The 16160-nt window shown below is 68.5% G+C and carries 12 protein-coding genes; 8 read left to right on the top strand and 4 right to left on the bottom strand.

Annotation, left to right across the window (positions count from 1 at the left end):
• Positions 1-384: 384 nt before the first annotated feature.
• Positions 385-1719: a GH1 family beta-glucosidase gene (locus ACIQCZ_RS27495; RefSeq protein ID WP_402285745.1), complete on the bottom strand. Its 1335-nt coding sequence runs from the start codon at positions 1717-1719 to the stop codon at positions 385-387.
• 61 nt (positions 1720-1780) lie between these two features.
• Between ACIQCZ_RS27495 and ACIQCZ_RS27500 the strand changes: the two genes are divergently transcribed.
• Complete coding sequence (locus ACIQCZ_RS27500; RefSeq protein ID WP_402285747.1) at positions 1781-2404, top strand: TetR family transcriptional regulator; 624 nt, start codon at positions 1781-1783, stop codon at positions 2402-2404.
• 78 nt (positions 2405-2482) lie between these two features.
• Here the strand turns inward: ACIQCZ_RS27500 and ACIQCZ_RS27505 are convergent, their stop codons facing one another.
• From ACIQCZ_RS27505 to ACIQCZ_RS27515, 3 genes are all read right to left on the bottom strand, one after another.
• A complete protein-coding gene (locus tag ACIQCZ_RS27505; protein ID WP_402285748.1) occupies positions 2483-3745 on the bottom strand; it encodes an MFS transporter in 1263 nt (420 codons plus the stop codon).
• Positions 3742-5802 carry an alpha-galactosidase gene (locus ACIQCZ_RS27510; RefSeq protein WP_402285750.1) on the bottom strand — a complete coding sequence of 687 codons (2061 nt, stop codon included), beginning with the start codon at positions 5800-5802 and terminating at the stop codon, positions 3742-3744. The genes ACIQCZ_RS27505 and ACIQCZ_RS27510 overlap by 4 nt, the downstream gene beginning before the upstream one ends.
• A 218-nt stretch (positions 5803-6020) precedes the next feature.
• Positions 6021-8087: a discoidin domain-containing protein gene (locus ACIQCZ_RS27515; protein WP_402285752.1), complete on the bottom strand. Its 2067-nt coding sequence runs from the start codon at positions 8085-8087 to the stop codon at positions 6021-6023.
• Between the two features lie 653 nt (positions 8088-8740).
• Here ACIQCZ_RS27515 and ACIQCZ_RS27520 point away from each other — a divergent pair.
• The 7 genes from ACIQCZ_RS27520 to ACIQCZ_RS27550 all read left to right on the top strand — a co-directional run bounded on the left by ACIQCZ_RS27520 (position 8741) and on the right by ACIQCZ_RS27550 (position 16133).
• Positions 8741-10792, top strand: a complete 2052-nt coding sequence (locus ACIQCZ_RS27520) for a phosphocholine-specific phospholipase C (RefSeq protein WP_402285754.1) — start codon at positions 8741-8743, stop codon at positions 10790-10792.
• A gap of 331 nt (positions 10793-11123) precedes the next feature.
• Positions 11124-11687: a DUF2243 domain-containing protein gene (locus ACIQCZ_RS27525; protein WP_402285755.1), complete on the top strand. Its 564-nt coding sequence runs from the start codon at positions 11124-11126 to the stop codon at positions 11685-11687.
• Between the two features lie 11 nt (positions 11688-11698).
• The gene (locus ACIQCZ_RS27530) at positions 11699-12520 is read left to right on the top strand and encodes a cytochrome c oxidase assembly protein (RefSeq protein WP_402285757.1); all 822 of its coding nucleotides are present in this window, start codon (positions 11699-11701) and stop codon (positions 12518-12520) included.
• 604 nt (positions 12521-13124) lie between these two features.
• Positions 13125-13979, top strand: coding sequence for a HipA family kinase (locus ACIQCZ_RS27535; protein WP_402285760.1), 855 nt, complete (start codon positions 13125-13127; stop codon positions 13977-13979).
• Complete coding sequence (locus ACIQCZ_RS27540; protein WP_402285761.1) at positions 13976-14359, top strand: DUF3037 domain-containing protein; 384 nt, start codon at positions 13976-13978, stop codon at positions 14357-14359. Before ACIQCZ_RS27535 ends, ACIQCZ_RS27540 begins: the two co-directional genes overlap by 4 nt.
• A gap of 236 nt (positions 14360-14595) precedes the next feature.
• A complete protein-coding gene (gene fabG, locus ACIQCZ_RS27545; RefSeq protein WP_402285764.1) occupies positions 14596-15357 on the top strand; it encodes a 3-oxoacyl-ACP reductase FabG in 762 nt (253 codons plus the stop codon).
• Between the two features lie 20 nt (positions 15358-15377).
• Entirely contained in the window at positions 15378-16133 is a 756-nt protein-coding gene (locus ACIQCZ_RS27550) for an SDR family oxidoreductase (RefSeq protein ID WP_351072872.1), read from the top strand.
• Positions 16134-16160: the final 27 nt, after the last annotated feature.

Here is a 16160-nt window from a genome sequence, read left to right on the forward strand (position 1 = left end):
TGCATCTGCTGCGGCCGGACATGCTGGTCCTGTGGGACAAACACCGGAACGGCGCTGGTGATCCTCAACGAGCCGACAGCGGGTTCACCGGTGCGGACGACGTCAAGGCCGTGACGCCTCGTCCAGGGCCCGTTGGATGCATGGGTGGTGGAGATCCTGCGGACGCTGATGGGCCAGGGAACTGGAGGGTCCGCGGTCGGTGATGCAGTCGCGGACGACCTTCCACTGCCTGTTCGATCGAATGGAGACGGGTCGGCCCGCCATTGGCTCGGCCGCCCCCGTCGCTCGCCGGCCGACCAGCCCGACGGAGTCTTCGACGTTCCGGCTGACAATTCCCACCTGACGTCGCCTCGAGGCAGAGGGATGTGATGCTCCTGCCCCGATTCATCCGCGTTGAGCGCGGATGAGGTCGCGGTACCACGCGAAGGACGCCTTCGGGGTGCGGACCTGGGTGTCGTGGTCGACGTGGACGAGACCGAAGCGCTGGTGGAAGCCCTCGGCCCATTCGAAGTTGTCCATCAGCGTCCAGGTGAAGTAGCCGCGCACGTCCACGCCCTGGGCCACGGAGGCGTCGACGGCCTGGAGGTGGGTGTCCAAATAGTCGATGCGGTCCGGGTCGAGGACGGTGCCGTCCGCGTTGACGACGTCCTCGGTGGAGCAGCCGTTCTCCGTGATGTAAATCGGTGGGAGTGCCGGGTAACGCTCCTTGAGGTCGACGAGCAGTTCCCGTAGGCCGTCGGGAACGACGGGCCAGTCGAAGGCGGTGCGGCGGTAGCCCTCGACGGGGGCCTCGTCGAACGGCAGCCCCTCGGACGTCGGCGCCTGGATCCGGGTCGGGTTGTAGTAGTTGATGCCGAGCGCGCTCAAGGGGGCCGAGATCAGTTCGAGATCGCCGTCTTGGACGGAGCCGCCGAGGGCCGCGTCCGCGCCGAAGGCCGACAGGTCCGGGTAGCTCCCCGTGAGGATCGGGTCGTTGAACAGGCGGTTGTGCAGGTTGTCATAGGCTCGTGCGGCGGCGCGGTCGGCGGGAGCGTCCGAAGCGGGCCAGACCGGGGTGCAGTTGTTGGCGATCATCACCTGGAGGCCGCGCGCCCGCAGCTCCCTCAGTGCCAGGCCATGGCCGAGCAACTGATGGTGGGCGACCGGCAGGCAGTCCAGGAACAGGGCGCGGCCCGGTGCATGAGTGCCGAGACCGTAGCCCCAGACCATGTGGATGAACGGCTCGTTGAGTGTGATCCACTTCTGGACGCGGTCGCCCAGCCTGTCGGCCATGATGGCGGCGTACTCGGCGAAGCGGTGTGCGGTGTCGCGGTTCAGCCAGCCGCCGCTGTCCTCGAGGCCCTGCGGAAGGTCCCAGTGGAACAGGGTCGGGACAGGTTCGATGCTGTGAGCGAGCAGGCCGTCGACCAGTCGGTCATAGAAGTCCAGACCCCGAGGATTGACCTCACCTGCGCCGGTCGGCTGGATCCGGGGCCAGGCGATGGAGAAGCGGTAGCCGGTGAGGCCCGCCTCGGCCATCAGCGCGATGTCCTCCTCGTACCGGTGGTAGTGGTCGCACGCCACATCGCCGGTGTGCCCGTCACGGACTGTGCCGGGCCGGGCGGTGAAGGTGTCCCATATTGAGGGGCCGCGGCCGTCCTCCTCGGTGGCGCCCTCGATCTGATACGACGCCGTCGAGGCGCCCCAGATGAAGTCCGCGGGCAGATGATCCAGTGTCACGTCTAACCTCCTGAAACATGAGCATGGCTCACGTTAGCCTGTTCGGTGGGATGATGGAAGCGTGAATCAAGATCGCATCGCAGGGACGCTGCGCCGACTGCCGGTGCAGAAGCGCAGCGCCGAACGCTTCGAACGGCTGCTGGACGCTTGCGCCGAACTCCTGCACGAGGTCGGCTATGCAGCGCTGACCACCAAGGAGGTGGCTCGCAGGGCCGAGGTGCCCATCGGCACCCTCTACCAGTTCTTCTCCGACAGGGAGGGGCTGATCGGCGCGCTCGCCGCCCGCAATCTGGAGTCCTTCTTGGGGCGGGTCGCGGACCGTGTGGAGCGGGAGGAGCCCGAAGGCATCTCGGGCATCGTGGATGTGACCGTCGACGAGTTCGTCACCATGCGCCGGACGATCACCGGTTTCGGCGTGGTCGACTTCGGTGCGGTGGGACAGGACCACATCCTGGAGCCGACCCTGGACAACAACACCGCGGTAGCCGGAAGGCTGCGCTCACTGACCACCTCCCTGACCGGGGCCCAGGACAACGCCGAATTCGAGATCGCGGTGCGGGTGGCCCTGGAGTGCGCGGACAGCGTGCTGAAACTTGCCTTCCGTACCGATCCACAGGGCGACGCCCAGCTGATCGCTGAGTGCAAGCGAGTCCTCAACAGCTATCTGAACGATCGGCTCCGGTGACCGGCAACCAGTAGTGGTCAAGGCGTGCTTCGCGGCCGGAGGTGCGAATGACCGGAGCCGCGCGGCAGACGACAGCCCTCAGCGGACGGCCTTGACCTTCCAGACCAATACCGCGCCCAGCGCGGACATGGCCGCGGAGCAGAGGAAGAGCGACCGGTAGCCCCCCGGACTGCCGAGCACGACCGAGGCGATCGGGGGAACGAGAACGTAGGGCAGGGAAGTCATCAGGTTGGCCAGGGCCATGTCCTTGCCGCGGTCCGCCGAGGCAGGGAGCACTTCGGTGACCAGGGCGGTGTCGACGGCCAGGTACACGCCGTAACCCAGGCCCAGGATGACGGCTGCGACGAGCGTCATGGTCCATGTGGGCGACAGTGCGAGTGGGACCGCGGCGACGGCCATCGTGACACCGCCGAGGAAGGCCGGCATGCGCCGCTTGCCCAGCTTGTCGGAGAGCCAGCCGCTGAGGACGACCGTCGAGATCGTGGCCAGGCAGTTGACGCCGATCACGATGAGCAGGCCGTCCTCGGTCGACCTGCCGGGGAACAACTGCTCGTAGTGCAGTGCGTCGTCCAGGAAGTACGGCAGGTAGAGCGTGCCCATCCCATAGCCCAGCCCCATGATGAACCGGGAGCTCATCGCCCAGATGAAGTCGGGGTGCTCGCGCGGGTCGATCCGGTAGCCGTCCAGGAAGGTACGCAGCGAGAACGGCTCGCGGTGCCGAGTGGGAAGCGGTGGATCCTTCATGGTGGTTGCGAAGAGCAATATCAGCAGCGGCAGAGCGGCCATCAGCGTGTACTGCGCGGAGAAGCCGGTGACCAGCCCGAGCAGTAGCCCGCCCGCGATCATGCTGCCGGCCTGCGGGACCATGGCCCAGCCCAGCACCACACCGCGCTGGGCGACCGGGACCTGGTCGGGCACAACCGGGGAGAGTCCGGCACCGATGATCATGAAGGCGGCGGACAGCACGAGGGAGCCGAGCGCGACCCCGGCGACGGTCGTCTGGATGCCGATGCAGGCCAGTGCCGCCATGCAGACCAGTGAGCCGCCGATCATCCACGGCCGACGGCGGCCGAACCGGCCGGTGGTGCGGTCGCTGAGGGCGCCGGCCAGTGGCGCGAGGACGATTCCCGAGATCGCGCCCATCATGCTGACCCAGGCGTAGCTGCCGACCTTCCCCACCGGGTCGATCTGGGCGATCTGCTCGGGCATCAGGAACGTGGTCGGCGCCTGCATGGGAATGAACATTCCGACGTTGGCCAGGACGTACAGGGCGACCCAGCCGGGGCCGACTTTACGGGCCGGCTCGGTGAGGGCCTCGGGCCGCTCGGGGGCGAGACTCATCGGGGCACTTTCTTGAGGTGGACGAGCTCGCTCGTCCAGTCGAAGGACAGCAGCGGCGGGAGACCGTGGCTGAGCAGGACGGCTCCCTCGTGGACGGCGCCGGTGGTCTCATCCCGGTAGCGGGCGTCGGGGGCGAGGCCCTTCAGCCGGGTACGGGCGACCGAGCGGGTCAGCGCGGACGGCTGGAACTGGAAGACGACGACCTCGTCCTCGGTGAGGTACTGCACGGCGTCGTGACCCAGGCGGTACTGGACGCCGCCGTGCACCACGGGCCGGATCCGCTTGTACTGCTCGACCAGCATCCGGGCCCAGGCCAGATCCTCCTCGCTCCAGTTCCTCAGGTTGCCGCCGATGCCCATCGCCCCAGTCATCGAGACGTGGAAGCGGTACCGGACCGAGGTCGGGCGGGCGGTGAAGCCGTGCGGGCTGTCGGTGACCCAGGCACCCATGGTTCGGGCGGGCAGCAGCTGGCAGTGGCCGTGCTGGATGGCGACACGGTCGGCGGCGTCTGTGTTGTCCGAGGTCCAGATCTGGTCGGCGCGGGCGAGCACGCCCAGGTCGGCCCGGCCGCCGCCACCGGCGCACGCCTCCAGGTACAGGCCGGGACGGGCGGCGCGCAGCCGGTCCATCACCTCGTAGACCCCGCGCGTGTGCTCGATCCAGACCCGGTCGGGGTCGACGGCCCCAGGCTGCCCTGCCTCGCTGAAGGGCCGGTTCATGTCCCATTTGAGGAAGACCACGTCCAGCTCGGTGACGGTCCTGACCAGCCAATCGACCGCCCATTCCCGGACGTCGTGGCGGGCGAAGTTCAGCACGTGCTGGTGGCGGCGCTGCGTGCGGGTACGACCGTCCTGGCAGAGGATCCAGTCAGGGTGCGCACGGAAGAGATCGCTGTCGGGGTTGACCGCCTCGGGCTCGACCCACAGGCCGAAGCCCATGCCCAGTGCGCGGACGTGGCCGGCGAGCGGATCCAGGCCGTTCGGGAAGCGGTCGGGGTTGGGCCACCAGTCGCCGAGCCCGGCCATGTCGCTGGTGCGGGCGCCGAACCAGGCGTCGTCCACGACGAAGACCTCGACGCCGAGATCCGCGGCCAGCTCGGCCAGTTCGGTCTGCTGCTTCTCGGTGATGTCGAACTCGGTCGCCTCCCAGGAGTTGAAGATCAAAGGGCGCTCGTCAGGGCGGGCGGGAAGCACCTGACGTTCGACGTAGGCATGCCAGCGGCGGCTGGTGCCGCCGAAGCCGTCGGGGGCATACAGCCCGGTGAAGACAGGGGTCTCCAGGCGCTCGCCGGGGCGCAGTTTCCAGACCAGCCCCTCGTGCCCGAAACCGCCCGTCCAGGAGGCGCGGCCGTAGGGGGTGCGGCGCAGGGTGATCCGGCGGCTGCCGCTCCAGGCCAGGGCCGCGCTCCAGACCTCGCCGTGCTCCTCGGCGGCGTCCTGCGCGTCGAGCATCAGCCACGGCCCGGCGTGCTGTCCCGTGATCCCGAGACGGCTGGTGAACACGGTCTCCCCGACGGGCACCCGGTCGCGCTGGAGTTGGAACTCCCGGCCCCATTCCCCCACCACATGGCTGACCCGGTAGTCGTCGCGGGCGGGCAGTGTCCAGGCGGCGGAGTCGAATCGCAGGACGTCCACCGGCTCGCCCGCGGTGAGGACGGCCCAGCGCTCGATCTGGTCATGGCCGTCCCGGATCCGGTAGTTCAGTTCGAGACCGAGGGAGCGGACACGGTCGGTGAAGGAGAGCGTGAGCAGGTCGTCGTCGACCGTGTGCGAGAGGAACCGCCACTCGAAGCCGCGGACGGCGTCGTCGAAGCGGACGGTCAGCGACGGCATCCCGAAGCGCAGGCCGCCCTCGACCGCGTACTCCTCACCACCGGGATCGTCGCCGGCAGGGTCTTCGGTGGGCAGGTCGGCCGCGATCACGACGGCCTGCTCCAGGGTCAGCGGCCGGCCCCAGTGAACGTGCCGGGGGGCGTCGTCGGCGTCCAGCTGGAAGGCGTAAGAGGTGCCGGGAGTGCTCAGAAGCCAGAGGCGGGCTTCGGAGTGGTGAGTGATCACGCAAATCCTCAAACGTGAGTAGGGCTCATGGTCTTCTCGTCAGGCACGCAGGCCCGTAACGCCAAGCCCCTGACGGGGGCTATCGAATTTCGTGGCGCGTGGTTCCCCGCGCTCTGCGCGGCTCGGTCGTCGAATGCGCCGGAAAGTCGGCCGGGGCCGGCCGGATCGGGAGAGCTGATTCGGTCGGCCCCGGCCCTGGACACCGCCTCACGGGTGCGTCAGCTGGCGTAGACGCCGACCTCGCGAAGTGAGTAGCCCCACTGGGTGCCGCGCTCCAGCCCCGTGATGCGTACGTAGCGCGCCCGAGTTCCGGCGAAACGTGCCGTGTCCAGGCCGCCGTCACCGGCGGCCGTGGACCAGACCGCCTTCCAGTTCGTGCCGTCTTCCGACAGCTCGACACGGTACGACTTTCCGTACGCCGCCTCCCAGTCGAGGGTGACGCGCTTGACCGGGTTCACGGATCCGAGGTCGATCCGCAGCCACTGGTCGTTGTTCCACTCGCTGGCCCAGCGGGTGTCGTTGTCGCCGTCCACGGCCTTGCCGGGCGCAAAGCTGACGACCGGGTTCCACCACTCCGATGAGGACGCCGAGGCGGTGGCACCCGAGGCCAGGTTCGCCCCGGACTCGTGCTTCTCGGTGTTGCCCCAGGTGTGGAGGTAGGACTCGGCGCCGGAGAAGAGGTCGTCCACGACCTCCTGGCCGCCGACGATCCGGATGTCCTCGATCCAGTCCGGGACCATGCCGTAGTGCGCGGCGCCATCGGTGTTGAAGTCCCATCTGCGTTCGCCGGTGGTCTGCTTGTCGATCAGCGAGCCGCCGTCAGTGCTGCGGAAGGGATACGTGACCGGGTTCGGGGTGTCCCCGCCCCGCGGGCCCGGCCAGCCGCCGACACCGTTCATGTCGGTGCCGTAGCCGTAGCCGACCTTGTACTTCTCGCGCAGCGCGTCCGTGCGCTTGGCCTCCGCGCTGAACGCCTCGGAGCCGCTCATGTACTGCGCGATGAACCCGCCGAGCCTGTAGAGCCGTTCGGTCCAGCCCAGGTCCATCCAGCTGTGCGAGGAGATGACGCCCGGGTACGACTCGGACTCGAGGATGTCGAAGGCCTGATCCGCGGCCTTGACACTCATGTGGTCGAGCTCCAGCATCATGTGGCGTTTCATCATGCCGCGCACCGCGTACGCACCCAGGCCGGTCAGCCCGCGGGTGTTGCACTGCGCGTCAGAGGCGTACGAAGGGACGGCCACCCCCGCCGGCAGCTGCTTCTCCGCCGCGGGTGCCTTCGCGTTGCCGATGGGGTTGTCGTGCTGCGGGCCGCGGCAGGTCTCCGTCTTCCAGAAGGTGCCGGTCGACAGGAACTGGCCCACGTTGATGGCCGTACCGAGGGCGCCGGAGTCGTAGCGCACCCCGCACAGGGCGTTGTCGAACTTGTGGCACAGGAACATGCTGCGCACGCCCAGTTCGTACAGCTCGTCCAGGCCGCGGTCGATGTCCGCCTTGCTGCACTGCGCGATGTCCAGGACCTGCTTGCAGCCGAACGGCTCGGAGGTCTCGACCCCCAGGACGACGGCCAGCTTGCCCTGCTTGATGACCTCACGGGCCTGCGCGCTGTCGGTGACGATCCGGAACCAGCCCTTGCCCGGGCCGCCGTACATCTTGTCGATGAAGGCCTGCATGTCGTACGACTTCTGCGCCTCCAGGCGGATGGCGGTCATCTCGTCGCAGCTGCGGTCCTTGAAGAAGTAGACCGAGCAGATGACGCCGTTGGTGACCAGGTCGTTGACCAGCACCCGCTGGCCGCCGCGCCATGCCCGCTCGATCCAGGCGTAGTAGTTCTGCTGGTGGGTCAGCGAGTCGTGGGCGGGCCAGTCCTTGAACGTGGGCCACCCGTTGGGGTCGTGCTTGCCGTCGCCGCCCTTGGTGATGAAGTCGAAGACTGCGCCCGTGCCGTCGGGGTAGTGCTCGGGGCAGTCCTTGAGCGCATCGGCGACGCCCTGCTCCGAGAACGGCTTGCCGCAGATCAGCCGGCCGCCGAAGCCCTCGTTGGACATGATGTGGTCGTGGGCGTCGACGAAGCCCCTTACACGCCCCTGGGCGTCGGTGCCTTTGAAGGGCTCGCCCGTGACGTCGATCTGCGCGTCGGGTATGGGCCGGGCGGTCGGATCCCACCAGTTGGGTTCCGCCGCGGAGCTGGGCATCGGGCCGAGCGCCAGGGCCATCACGGCGAGGAGCAGTGACACCACCGTGAGGGATCCGAGTCTGCGGCGCGGTGGTTGAAGCATGGCCATCGCGTAGATCCTTAAATATGAGCGGGACTCATGTTCTGCTCATAACTTAGGGACCCGGGCCCGCAACGCCAACCCCCTGACGGGGTCTTCGCCGGGAAAGGCGAGGAAGGGCACCTCATCGGAAACGAGGTGCCCGCACGCCTGCTGTCGAGATCACGGTGCGTACGGGTGCCTCGGACATGACGGGTGTGACCGCTGTGCGGGCAGCAGTTGCGCCCACCTGAGCCGCTGTGCCGTGATCCATCGTCCGAGGTCTTTGAAGGTCGTGGGAGAAACCGAGCCCGCCGGACCGGCTCACACCCGCCCGTGTCCCCCCGCAATTTTCGACGCATCCGCCCGAACACCCCCTGCCCGGCCCGAGCGCCGAAACCCTCCCGCCCCGGCGCCGCCCCACGACGGCTGGGAACCGCGGCCGCCGACGGTGTTGCCCGCGTGGTCTGCATCCACCGCGTGGGCCGCGGCGAACTTCACCTCCCGGGCGAAACAGGCGGCTGACCGCCGCAGGATCTCGCGCTCGGCCCGCACACCAACCACCCACTCTTTGCGCGACCGTCACCTCGGCCCACTTTCCTCAAGCCCGGGTCCTCTTGAATACTCCGTCTGCCCCCTTCGTGGACGGACATCACCGACGTGGCAGGAGGACTCCCACACCCATGACCGAAATCAATCGGCGTCGCTTCCTTCAAATCGCCGGAGCCACCTCGGGGTTCGCCGCCCTGTCCGGCTCCATCGACCGCGCCGCAGCCATCCCCGCGGCGCGCCGCAGCGGAACCGTCAAGGACATCGAACACATCGTCGTTCTCATGCAGGAGAATCGTTCCTTCGATCATTACTTCGGGTCGATGAAGGGCGTCAGGGGCTTCGGAGACCCCCGCCCGGTGACACTGCCCAGCGGCAAACCGGTATGGCACCAGACAAGCGGCGGCAAGGAAACCCTGCCCTACCACCCGGACGCCGACGACCTGGGCATGCAGTTCATCGCGGGCCTCGACCACGACTGGGCCGGTGGCCACAGCGCCTTCAACAACGGCAAGTACGACAACTGGATCCCCGCCAAAGGCACCGGCACCATGGCGTACCTGACACGGGACGACATCCCGTTCCACTACGCCCTCGCCGACAAATTCACCATCTGCGACGACTACCACTGCTCGTTCATCGGTGCGACCGACCCGAACCGCTACTACATGCTCTCCGGACACGTCGGCAACGACGGCACCGGCGGCGGCCCGGTCCTCGGCAACCAGGAAGCGGGCTACGGCTGGACTACATACGCCGAACGCCTCGAGAGGGCGGGCATCTCCTGGAAGGTGTACCAGGACATCGGCGACGGCCTCGACGCGGCCGGCGGCTGGGGCTGGATCAACGACGCATATCGCGGCAACTACGGCGACAACTCCCTGCTGTACTTCAACAACTACCGCAACGCCAAGCCCGGCGACCCCCTGTACGAAAAGGCCCGCACCGGCACGAACGCCAAGGCAGGAGACGGATACTTCGACATCCTCAAAGCCGACGTCAAGGCCGCAAGACTGCCGCAGATCTCCTGGATCGCCGCCCCCGAAGCGTTCTCCGAACACCCCAACTGGCCGGCAAACTACGGTGCTTGGTACATCTCGCACGTCCTCGACGCGCTCACCTCGAACCCCGACGTATGGAGCAGGACCGCCCTGTTCATCACGTACGACGAGAACGACGGCTACTTCGACCACATCGTGCCGCCCTACCCGCCGGCCTCCGCCAGCCAAGGCCTGTCCACAGTCGACACCACACTCGACCACTACAAGGGGAGTATCGGATACGCCGCAGGCCCCTACGGCCTCGGACAGCGCGTCCCGATGATCGTCGTCTCGCCATGGTCCACCGGCGGATACGTCTGCTCCGAGACCTTCGACCACACCTCGATCCTGCGCTTCATGGAGAACCGGTTCGGAGTGAGGGAGACCAACATCTCGCCATGGCGGCGCGCCATCTGCGGTGACCTCACATCCGCCTTCGACTTCTCCCTCAAGATCACAGACCCGGCTGACCTGCCGGACACCGCAGGCTATGCCCCGCCGGACCGCGACCGCCACAACAGCTACGTACCGAGGCCACCCGCCCAGGGCACCCTGCCTCGGCAAGAGGCCGGGGCGCGGCCGAGCCGCCCGCTCTCCTACGTTCCCTACGTCGACGGGGCCGCTGACCTCACCACCGGCAAGTACAAGCTGACGTTCAGCGCAGGGGACCAGGCGGGCGCCGCCTTCCAGGTGCGCTCGCAGAAGCGCACCGACGGCCCGTGGACGTACACCGCGGCAGCCGGGAAGCCCGTTTCCGACAGCTGGAACTCGGTGTACTCCGGCGGAAGTTACGACCTCACGGTCCACGGCCCCAACGGCTTCCTGCGCACCTTCAAGGGCAACAACAAAGCCGCCGAGCCGGAGGTGACGGCACGCCACGACGCCGGCAACCTGAAGCTCACCCTGACCAACCTGTCGGCCGTCGACGCACACCTCACCGTGACCAACGCGTACGGCGGCGAGCGCCAAACCTACATGGTCCGCGCCGGCGCCACCGTCGAGCAGAGCATCGACCTGCGCGCCACCAAGCGCTGGTACGACCTGACGGTCGTCGTCGAGGGCAACGCCGGATACCTGCGGCGCCTGGCCGGGCACGTCGAGAACGGCCAAGCCGGCGTGAGTGACCCGGGCATCGCAACCGTGTGAGACCCGCACCCCACCACCCGGCGGGCGGAGTGGCACACACTCGGCGGGTGACGAGGCTTCAGCTGGCCGGGAGCCGGAGTACTGCTCCACCACGACCAATCCCACCTCACCCCTGCCGACCGTTCTGCTTGGTCCACGAGCGGGGGTGACTCGCCCGCCGTCCGTTCGGCGACCGGCGGGGCCGGTGTGCGTATGTTCCCCGGCCCGAACGCCGTGAGCGGAGGCGGTTCGATACAGCCATTGCTCCGGATGGGGGCATGCGCGCGGCGTGAGTGCCGTGGAGAGGGGAACCTGCGGCTGAGGCATCTTCCAGCAGGAGCGGAGACGAGCGATGGCCACCACGATGGGCGAGACGCGGGCGGGTCTCTCGCAGCCGAGGAGTATCCAGTTGCCGGGCATCGTGCTCGGGGTGGGGATGGGCGGGTTCGTCGACGGCATCGTGCTGCATCAACTGCTCCAGTGGCACCACATGCTCTCCAGCACCAACCAGGACCACATCGGGGTGAAGTACTACAACCCCGACACGGTCTCCGGCCTGGAGATGAACACCCTGTGGGACGGCATCTTCCACACCGTGTGCTGGCTGGCGGTACTGCTCGGGCTCGCCATCCTGTACTCAAGGGTCACCCACAACCGGCTGCGGGTATGGACTTCACGGGTGCTGTGGGGCTGGATGCTGGTGGGCTGGGGCCTGTTCAACCTGGTCGAGGGCGTCCTGGACCACCACATCCTCGGCATCCACCACGTCTACGCCGGAGATGGCCAGGTGTGGTGGGACATCGGCTTCCTCGTCCTGGGCGCCCTGCTGGTCGCGGGCGGCTACCTGCTCCAGCGCAGTGGCCGGCCCTTCGACCCGAACGCCCCGGTCGGGCGGCGTGAAAGTCGGCACGCCTGATGGATCTCGACATGCCCGCACACGGACACGACGCGGGCAGCAGCCTTCTCGGGTGGCTGCTGCCCGCACTCGTCCTGCCGGCCGCCGTCGGCGCCTACCTGCTGCTCGCTCGCCGGGCCCGCCACCGCAATCCCGCCCTGGGCTGGAGCCGGTGGCGGACCGCATGGTTCCTGACGGGCATCGTCCTGCTCGGCGCGGCGCTGTTGCCGCCCGTGGCCTCCTTCGCGCATGACTTCCGCGGCCACATGGCCCAGCACATGCTCATCGGCATGTACGCGCCCCTCGCGCTCGTCCTCGCCGCCCCGGTCACCCTCCTGCTGCGTACCTTGCCCGCGGCGCGGGGACGGCAGCTGACCGCCGTTCTGCACAGCCCACCCGCCCGGGTGATCGCTCATCCTGTGGTCGCGCTGGCTCTGTCCGCCGGTAGCCTCGCGGCCCTCTACTTCACCCCCCTCTACAACGCGACCATGGGCAACCCGGGCGCGCACTGGCTGCTGCACGCGCACTTCCTGCTGTCCGGATGCTTGTTCGCCTACGTCATCGCCGGCCCCGACCCCGCCCCCTCCCGGCCGGGCGCGCCTGCCCGGCTGGTCTGCCTCGGTGTCGCGATCGCGGCGCACGCGGTGATCGCCCAGCTGATGTACGGCGGCTTCTGGGTCGACATCCATGCCCCTATCTCTCAGGTCCAGGAAGGCGCGGAGATCATGTACTACGGCGGCGACATCGCCGAACTGCTGCTGGCCGCTGCCCTGGTCGCCACGTGGCGCCCCGACTCCCGTCGCCGCGTGGCCGGCGACCTGCCTGCTTCACGGCGATCGGCAGCGTCCGCCTGAGTACCCGAACCGCCTCACCGCCACAGGTCGCACGTTCAGGGCCACCGTCGAAAGATCTGGCATTCCTGCACGGACCCACTGGCCACGGGGCCGTTCCCGGGCTGCGAGGTAGTGGGTCCAGCTGTCGTTCGCGCACCTCGCCCAGGCCTCCGCGGTGGAAGCGAACAGGTCGGCGATGACGATGGGCGGGAGCGTGGTGACTGCCTCGATCACGGCAGTGTTCCTGGCGCTGAGGACTGGCAGGCCGTGCTGTCTCAGCAGGCTTCCCACCCCGTGCGGGGCCGACGCGCGGGAAGCCGAGTTGCGCGAAGCCGCCCGGATCGCGGCCTGCACCGATGAGCTCCAGGCACTGTGCGAGCCGGGTGCACTGGAACAGACCGAGCCCCGCGCCGGGGACGAAGCCGTCCGGGCCGTCGCTGTGGTGGGAGGTTCGGCGCGGTCCTGTGCATGGTGCTGGGCTCCAGTGGCCGGGGTGGGGTGCTGCCGGGGCGCGGGTGATGGTGATGGTCCTGCCGTCCACGATCACCGTCGCCGACTGCCGCCTCATCACCGCGTCGATCTCGGTCATGGATCCCCAGGGATCTGAGCCGTATAGCCTGGGAAAATGCTCACCGAAGTCACAGCGACCCGCTACGTCACGCCCTTGCGGGAGGGTGGATCGTTGCCAGGAATCGTCGAGGCCGACGACCTCGGCACCTATGTCATGAAATTCACCGGCGCCGGACAGGGGCGCAAGACCCTGGTCGCGGAGGTCATCTGCGGACAGCTCGGCCGCCGGCTCGGTCTGCGCGTCCCCGATCTGGTGCAGATCCAGCTCGACCCGGTCATCGGGCTCGCCGAGCCCGACCAGGAGGTGCAGGAACTCCTGAAGGCCAGCGGCGGGCTCAACCTGGGGATGGACTTCCTGCCGGGATCGATCGGCTTCGACTCGCTCGCCTACCAGGTGGACTCCCGGGAAGCCGGACGGGTCGTCTGGTTCGACGCCCTGATCAACAACGTCGACCGTTCCTGGCGCAATCCGAACATGCTGATCTGGCACGGCGACCTGTGGCTCATCGATCACGGTGCCACCATGATCTGGCATCACAACTGGCCCGGAGCCCAGGCCTCCGCCGCCAAGCCGTACAACGCCTCGGACCACGCGCTCGCCCCCTTCGCCCCCGACGTCGCGGCGGCCGCCGCCGAACTCGCTCCGCTGGTCACGGAGGAACTGCTCACCGAGGTCACGGCCGACGTCCCCGACGAGTGGCTGGTGGACGAGCCCGGCTTCGATTCCACGGACGACCTGCGCCGCGCCTACGTGGAGGCGCTGCTGCCGCGCGCCGCGACCATCCATGAGCGCATCACGATGGAGGCCCCCACCGGACCCAAGCCCTCCCAGGCCCCCGGCTGGCTCACCGAGCACCTCACCCCGTGGCCGCACCCCACCAAGAAGAACGACAAGGACGGCCAGCGGTGAGTGAGCGCGATGTCTTCGAGTACGCGCTGCTGCGCGTGGTGCCGCGGGTGCAGCGCGGCGAGTTCTTCAACGCGGGCGTGGTCGTCTACTGCCGCGCGCGGGGGTTCGTCGCCGCCCGCACCCATCTCGACGAGGCCAAGCTGAAGGCCCTGGACCCGAATGCCGACGTGGTCGGTGTGCGGGCCGCCCTGCATGCGGTGGAGGGAGTCTGCCGCGGTGGTGCGGACGCGGGCCAGGCAGCCGGTGACGACGCCGGCCGCCGTTTCCGCTGGCTGATCGCTCCGCGCTCCACCGTCATTCAGCCGAGCCCCGTGCACAGCGGCCTCACGGACGACCCGGAAGGCGAGGTCACGCGGCTGCTCGACCTGCTCGTCCGCTGATCCTCCAGCCCTGCGGCGCCGCACCTGACCACTGGGGCGGCGGCGCCGTCGGGTGTGACATGCATCCCTGTGGCCGTGGGCCGTTGACACCGGGTGCCAGGGCTTCTAGCGTCTCGTCTGCTGAAGGTACTAAGCGGTTGCTCAGTCATCGGGAAGGTTCCGCGCACACGAGGATCGCGTGCCGGGGGTGCCCCGACGTCCGCTGAGCGGCGATCCAAGGGCGAGGAGAACCAAGCATGTCCACCACCGAGCAGCGCGTCGCCATCGTGACCGGAGCGGCGCGGGGCATTGGCGCCGCCACCGCGGTACGCCTGGCGGCCGAGGGCCGCGCCGTCGCCGTACTCGACCTCGACGAGGCGGCCTGCAAGGACACCGTCGAGAAGATCACCGCCGACGGGGGCACCGCCCTCGCCGTCGGCTGCGATGTGTCGGACAGCGCCCAGGTGGAAGCCGCGGTCGCGCGGGTCGCCGCCGAGCTCGGGGCTCCGACGATCCTCGTCAACAACGCGGGCGTGCTCCGCGACAACCTGCTCTTCAAGATGAGTGAGTCCGACTGGGACACCGTCATGAACGTGCACCTCAAGGGCGCGTTCCTGATGGCCAAGGCCGTCCAGAAGCACATGGTGGACGCCGGGTTCGGCCGCATCGTCTCGCTCTCCTCCTCCTCGGCGCTCGGCAACCGCGGTCAGGCCAACTACTCCGCCGTCAAGGCGGGTCTGCAGGGCTTCACGAAGACCCTCGCCAAGGAGCTCGGCAAGTTCGGCATCACCGCCAACGCCGTCGCTCCCGGCTTCGTCGTCACCGAGATGACCGCGCAGACCGCGGCCCGCATCGGCATGGGCTTCGAGGAGTTCCAGGCCGCTGCCGCCACGCAGATCCCGGTGCAGCGCGTCGGCCGTCCCGAGGACATCGCCAACGCCATCGCCTTCTTCACGGGCGACGCGGCGGGCTTCGTCTCCGGCCAGGTGATGTACGTCGCCGGCGGACCGCTCAACTGATCCGAAGGGAGACGGACGTCATGACTGTGCAGGACAGCGGGAAGGTCGCGCTCATCACGGGCGCGAGCCGGGGCATCGGCTACGGCGTCGCCGAGGCGCTCGTGGCCCGCGGTGACCGGGTGTGCATCACGGGACGCGGCGAGGAGGCGCTCAAGGAGGCCGTCGAGCGGCTCGGCTCCGACCGGGTCATCGGCGTGGCGGGCAAGGCACACGACGAGGCGCATCAGGCGGCGGCCGTCGAGCGCACCATGGAGGCGTTCGGCCGGGTCGACTTCCTCGTCAACAACGCGGGGACGAATCCGGTCTTCGGTCCGATCGCGGACCTCGATCTCAATGTCGCTCGCAAGGTGTTCGAGACCAATGTGATCTCGGCGCTCGGTTTCGCCCAGCAGACCTGGAAGGCCTGGCAGAGGGAGAACGGCGGGGCGATCGTCAACATCGCCTCGATCGCCGGGATCTCCGCCTCGCCTTTCGTCGGCGCGTACGGCATGAGCAAGGCCGCCATGGTCAATCTGACCCTCCAGTTGGCGCATGAGTTCGCGCCGGTCGTCCGGGTCAACGCGATCGCACCCGCGGTGGTGAAGACGAAATTCGCCCGGGCACTGTACGAGGGCCGTGAGGCGGAGGCTGCCGCCGCCTATCCGCTCGGCCGACTGGGCGCTCCCGAGGACATCGGCGGCGCCGCCGCGTTCCTCACGTCGAGCCAGTCCGAATGGATCACCGGACAGACCCTGGTCGTCGACGGCGGGATTTTCCTGAATGCCGGCGTGAGCTGAGCACGGCCTGAGCGGTTTTGGCCCTGA

Source organism: Streptomyces sp. NPDC093149 (genome assembly GCF_044754145.1).
Lineage (GTDB): Bacteria > Actinomycetota > Actinomycetes > Streptomycetales > Streptomycetaceae > Streptomyces.

Excerpts from the sequence above, each read along its gene's own strand:
- ACIQCZ_RS27505 (WP_402285748.1), bottom strand. The coding sequence starts at position 3,745 with ATGAGTCTCGCCCCCGAGCGGCCCGAGGCCCTCACCGAGCCGGCCCGT.
- ACIQCZ_RS27515 (WP_402285752.1), bottom strand. The coding sequence starts at position 8,087 with ATGGCCATGCTTCAACCACCGCGCCGCAGACTCGGATCCCTCACGGTG.
- ACIQCZ_RS27520 (WP_402285754.1), top strand. The coding sequence starts at position 8,741 with ATGACCGAAATCAATCGGCGTCGCTTCCTTCAAATCGCCGGAGCCACC.
- ACIQCZ_RS27525 (WP_402285755.1), top strand. The coding sequence starts at position 11,124 with ATGGCCACCACGATGGGCGAGACGCGGGCGGGTCTCTCGCAGCCGAGG.
- ACIQCZ_RS27530 (WP_402285757.1), top strand. The coding sequence starts at position 11,699 with ATGCCCGCACACGGACACGACGCGGGCAGCAGCCTTCTCGGGTGGCTG.
- ACIQCZ_RS27535 (WP_402285760.1), top strand. The coding sequence starts at position 13,125 with ATGCTCACCGAAGTCACAGCGACCCGCTACGTCACGCCCTTGCGGGAG.
- fabG (WP_402285764.1), top strand. The coding sequence starts at position 14,596 with ATGTCCACCACCGAGCAGCGCGTCGCCATCGTGACCGGAGCGGCGCGG.
- ACIQCZ_RS27550 (WP_351072872.1), top strand. The coding sequence starts at position 15,378 with ATGACTGTGCAGGACAGCGGGAAGGTCGCGCTCATCACGGGCGCGAGC.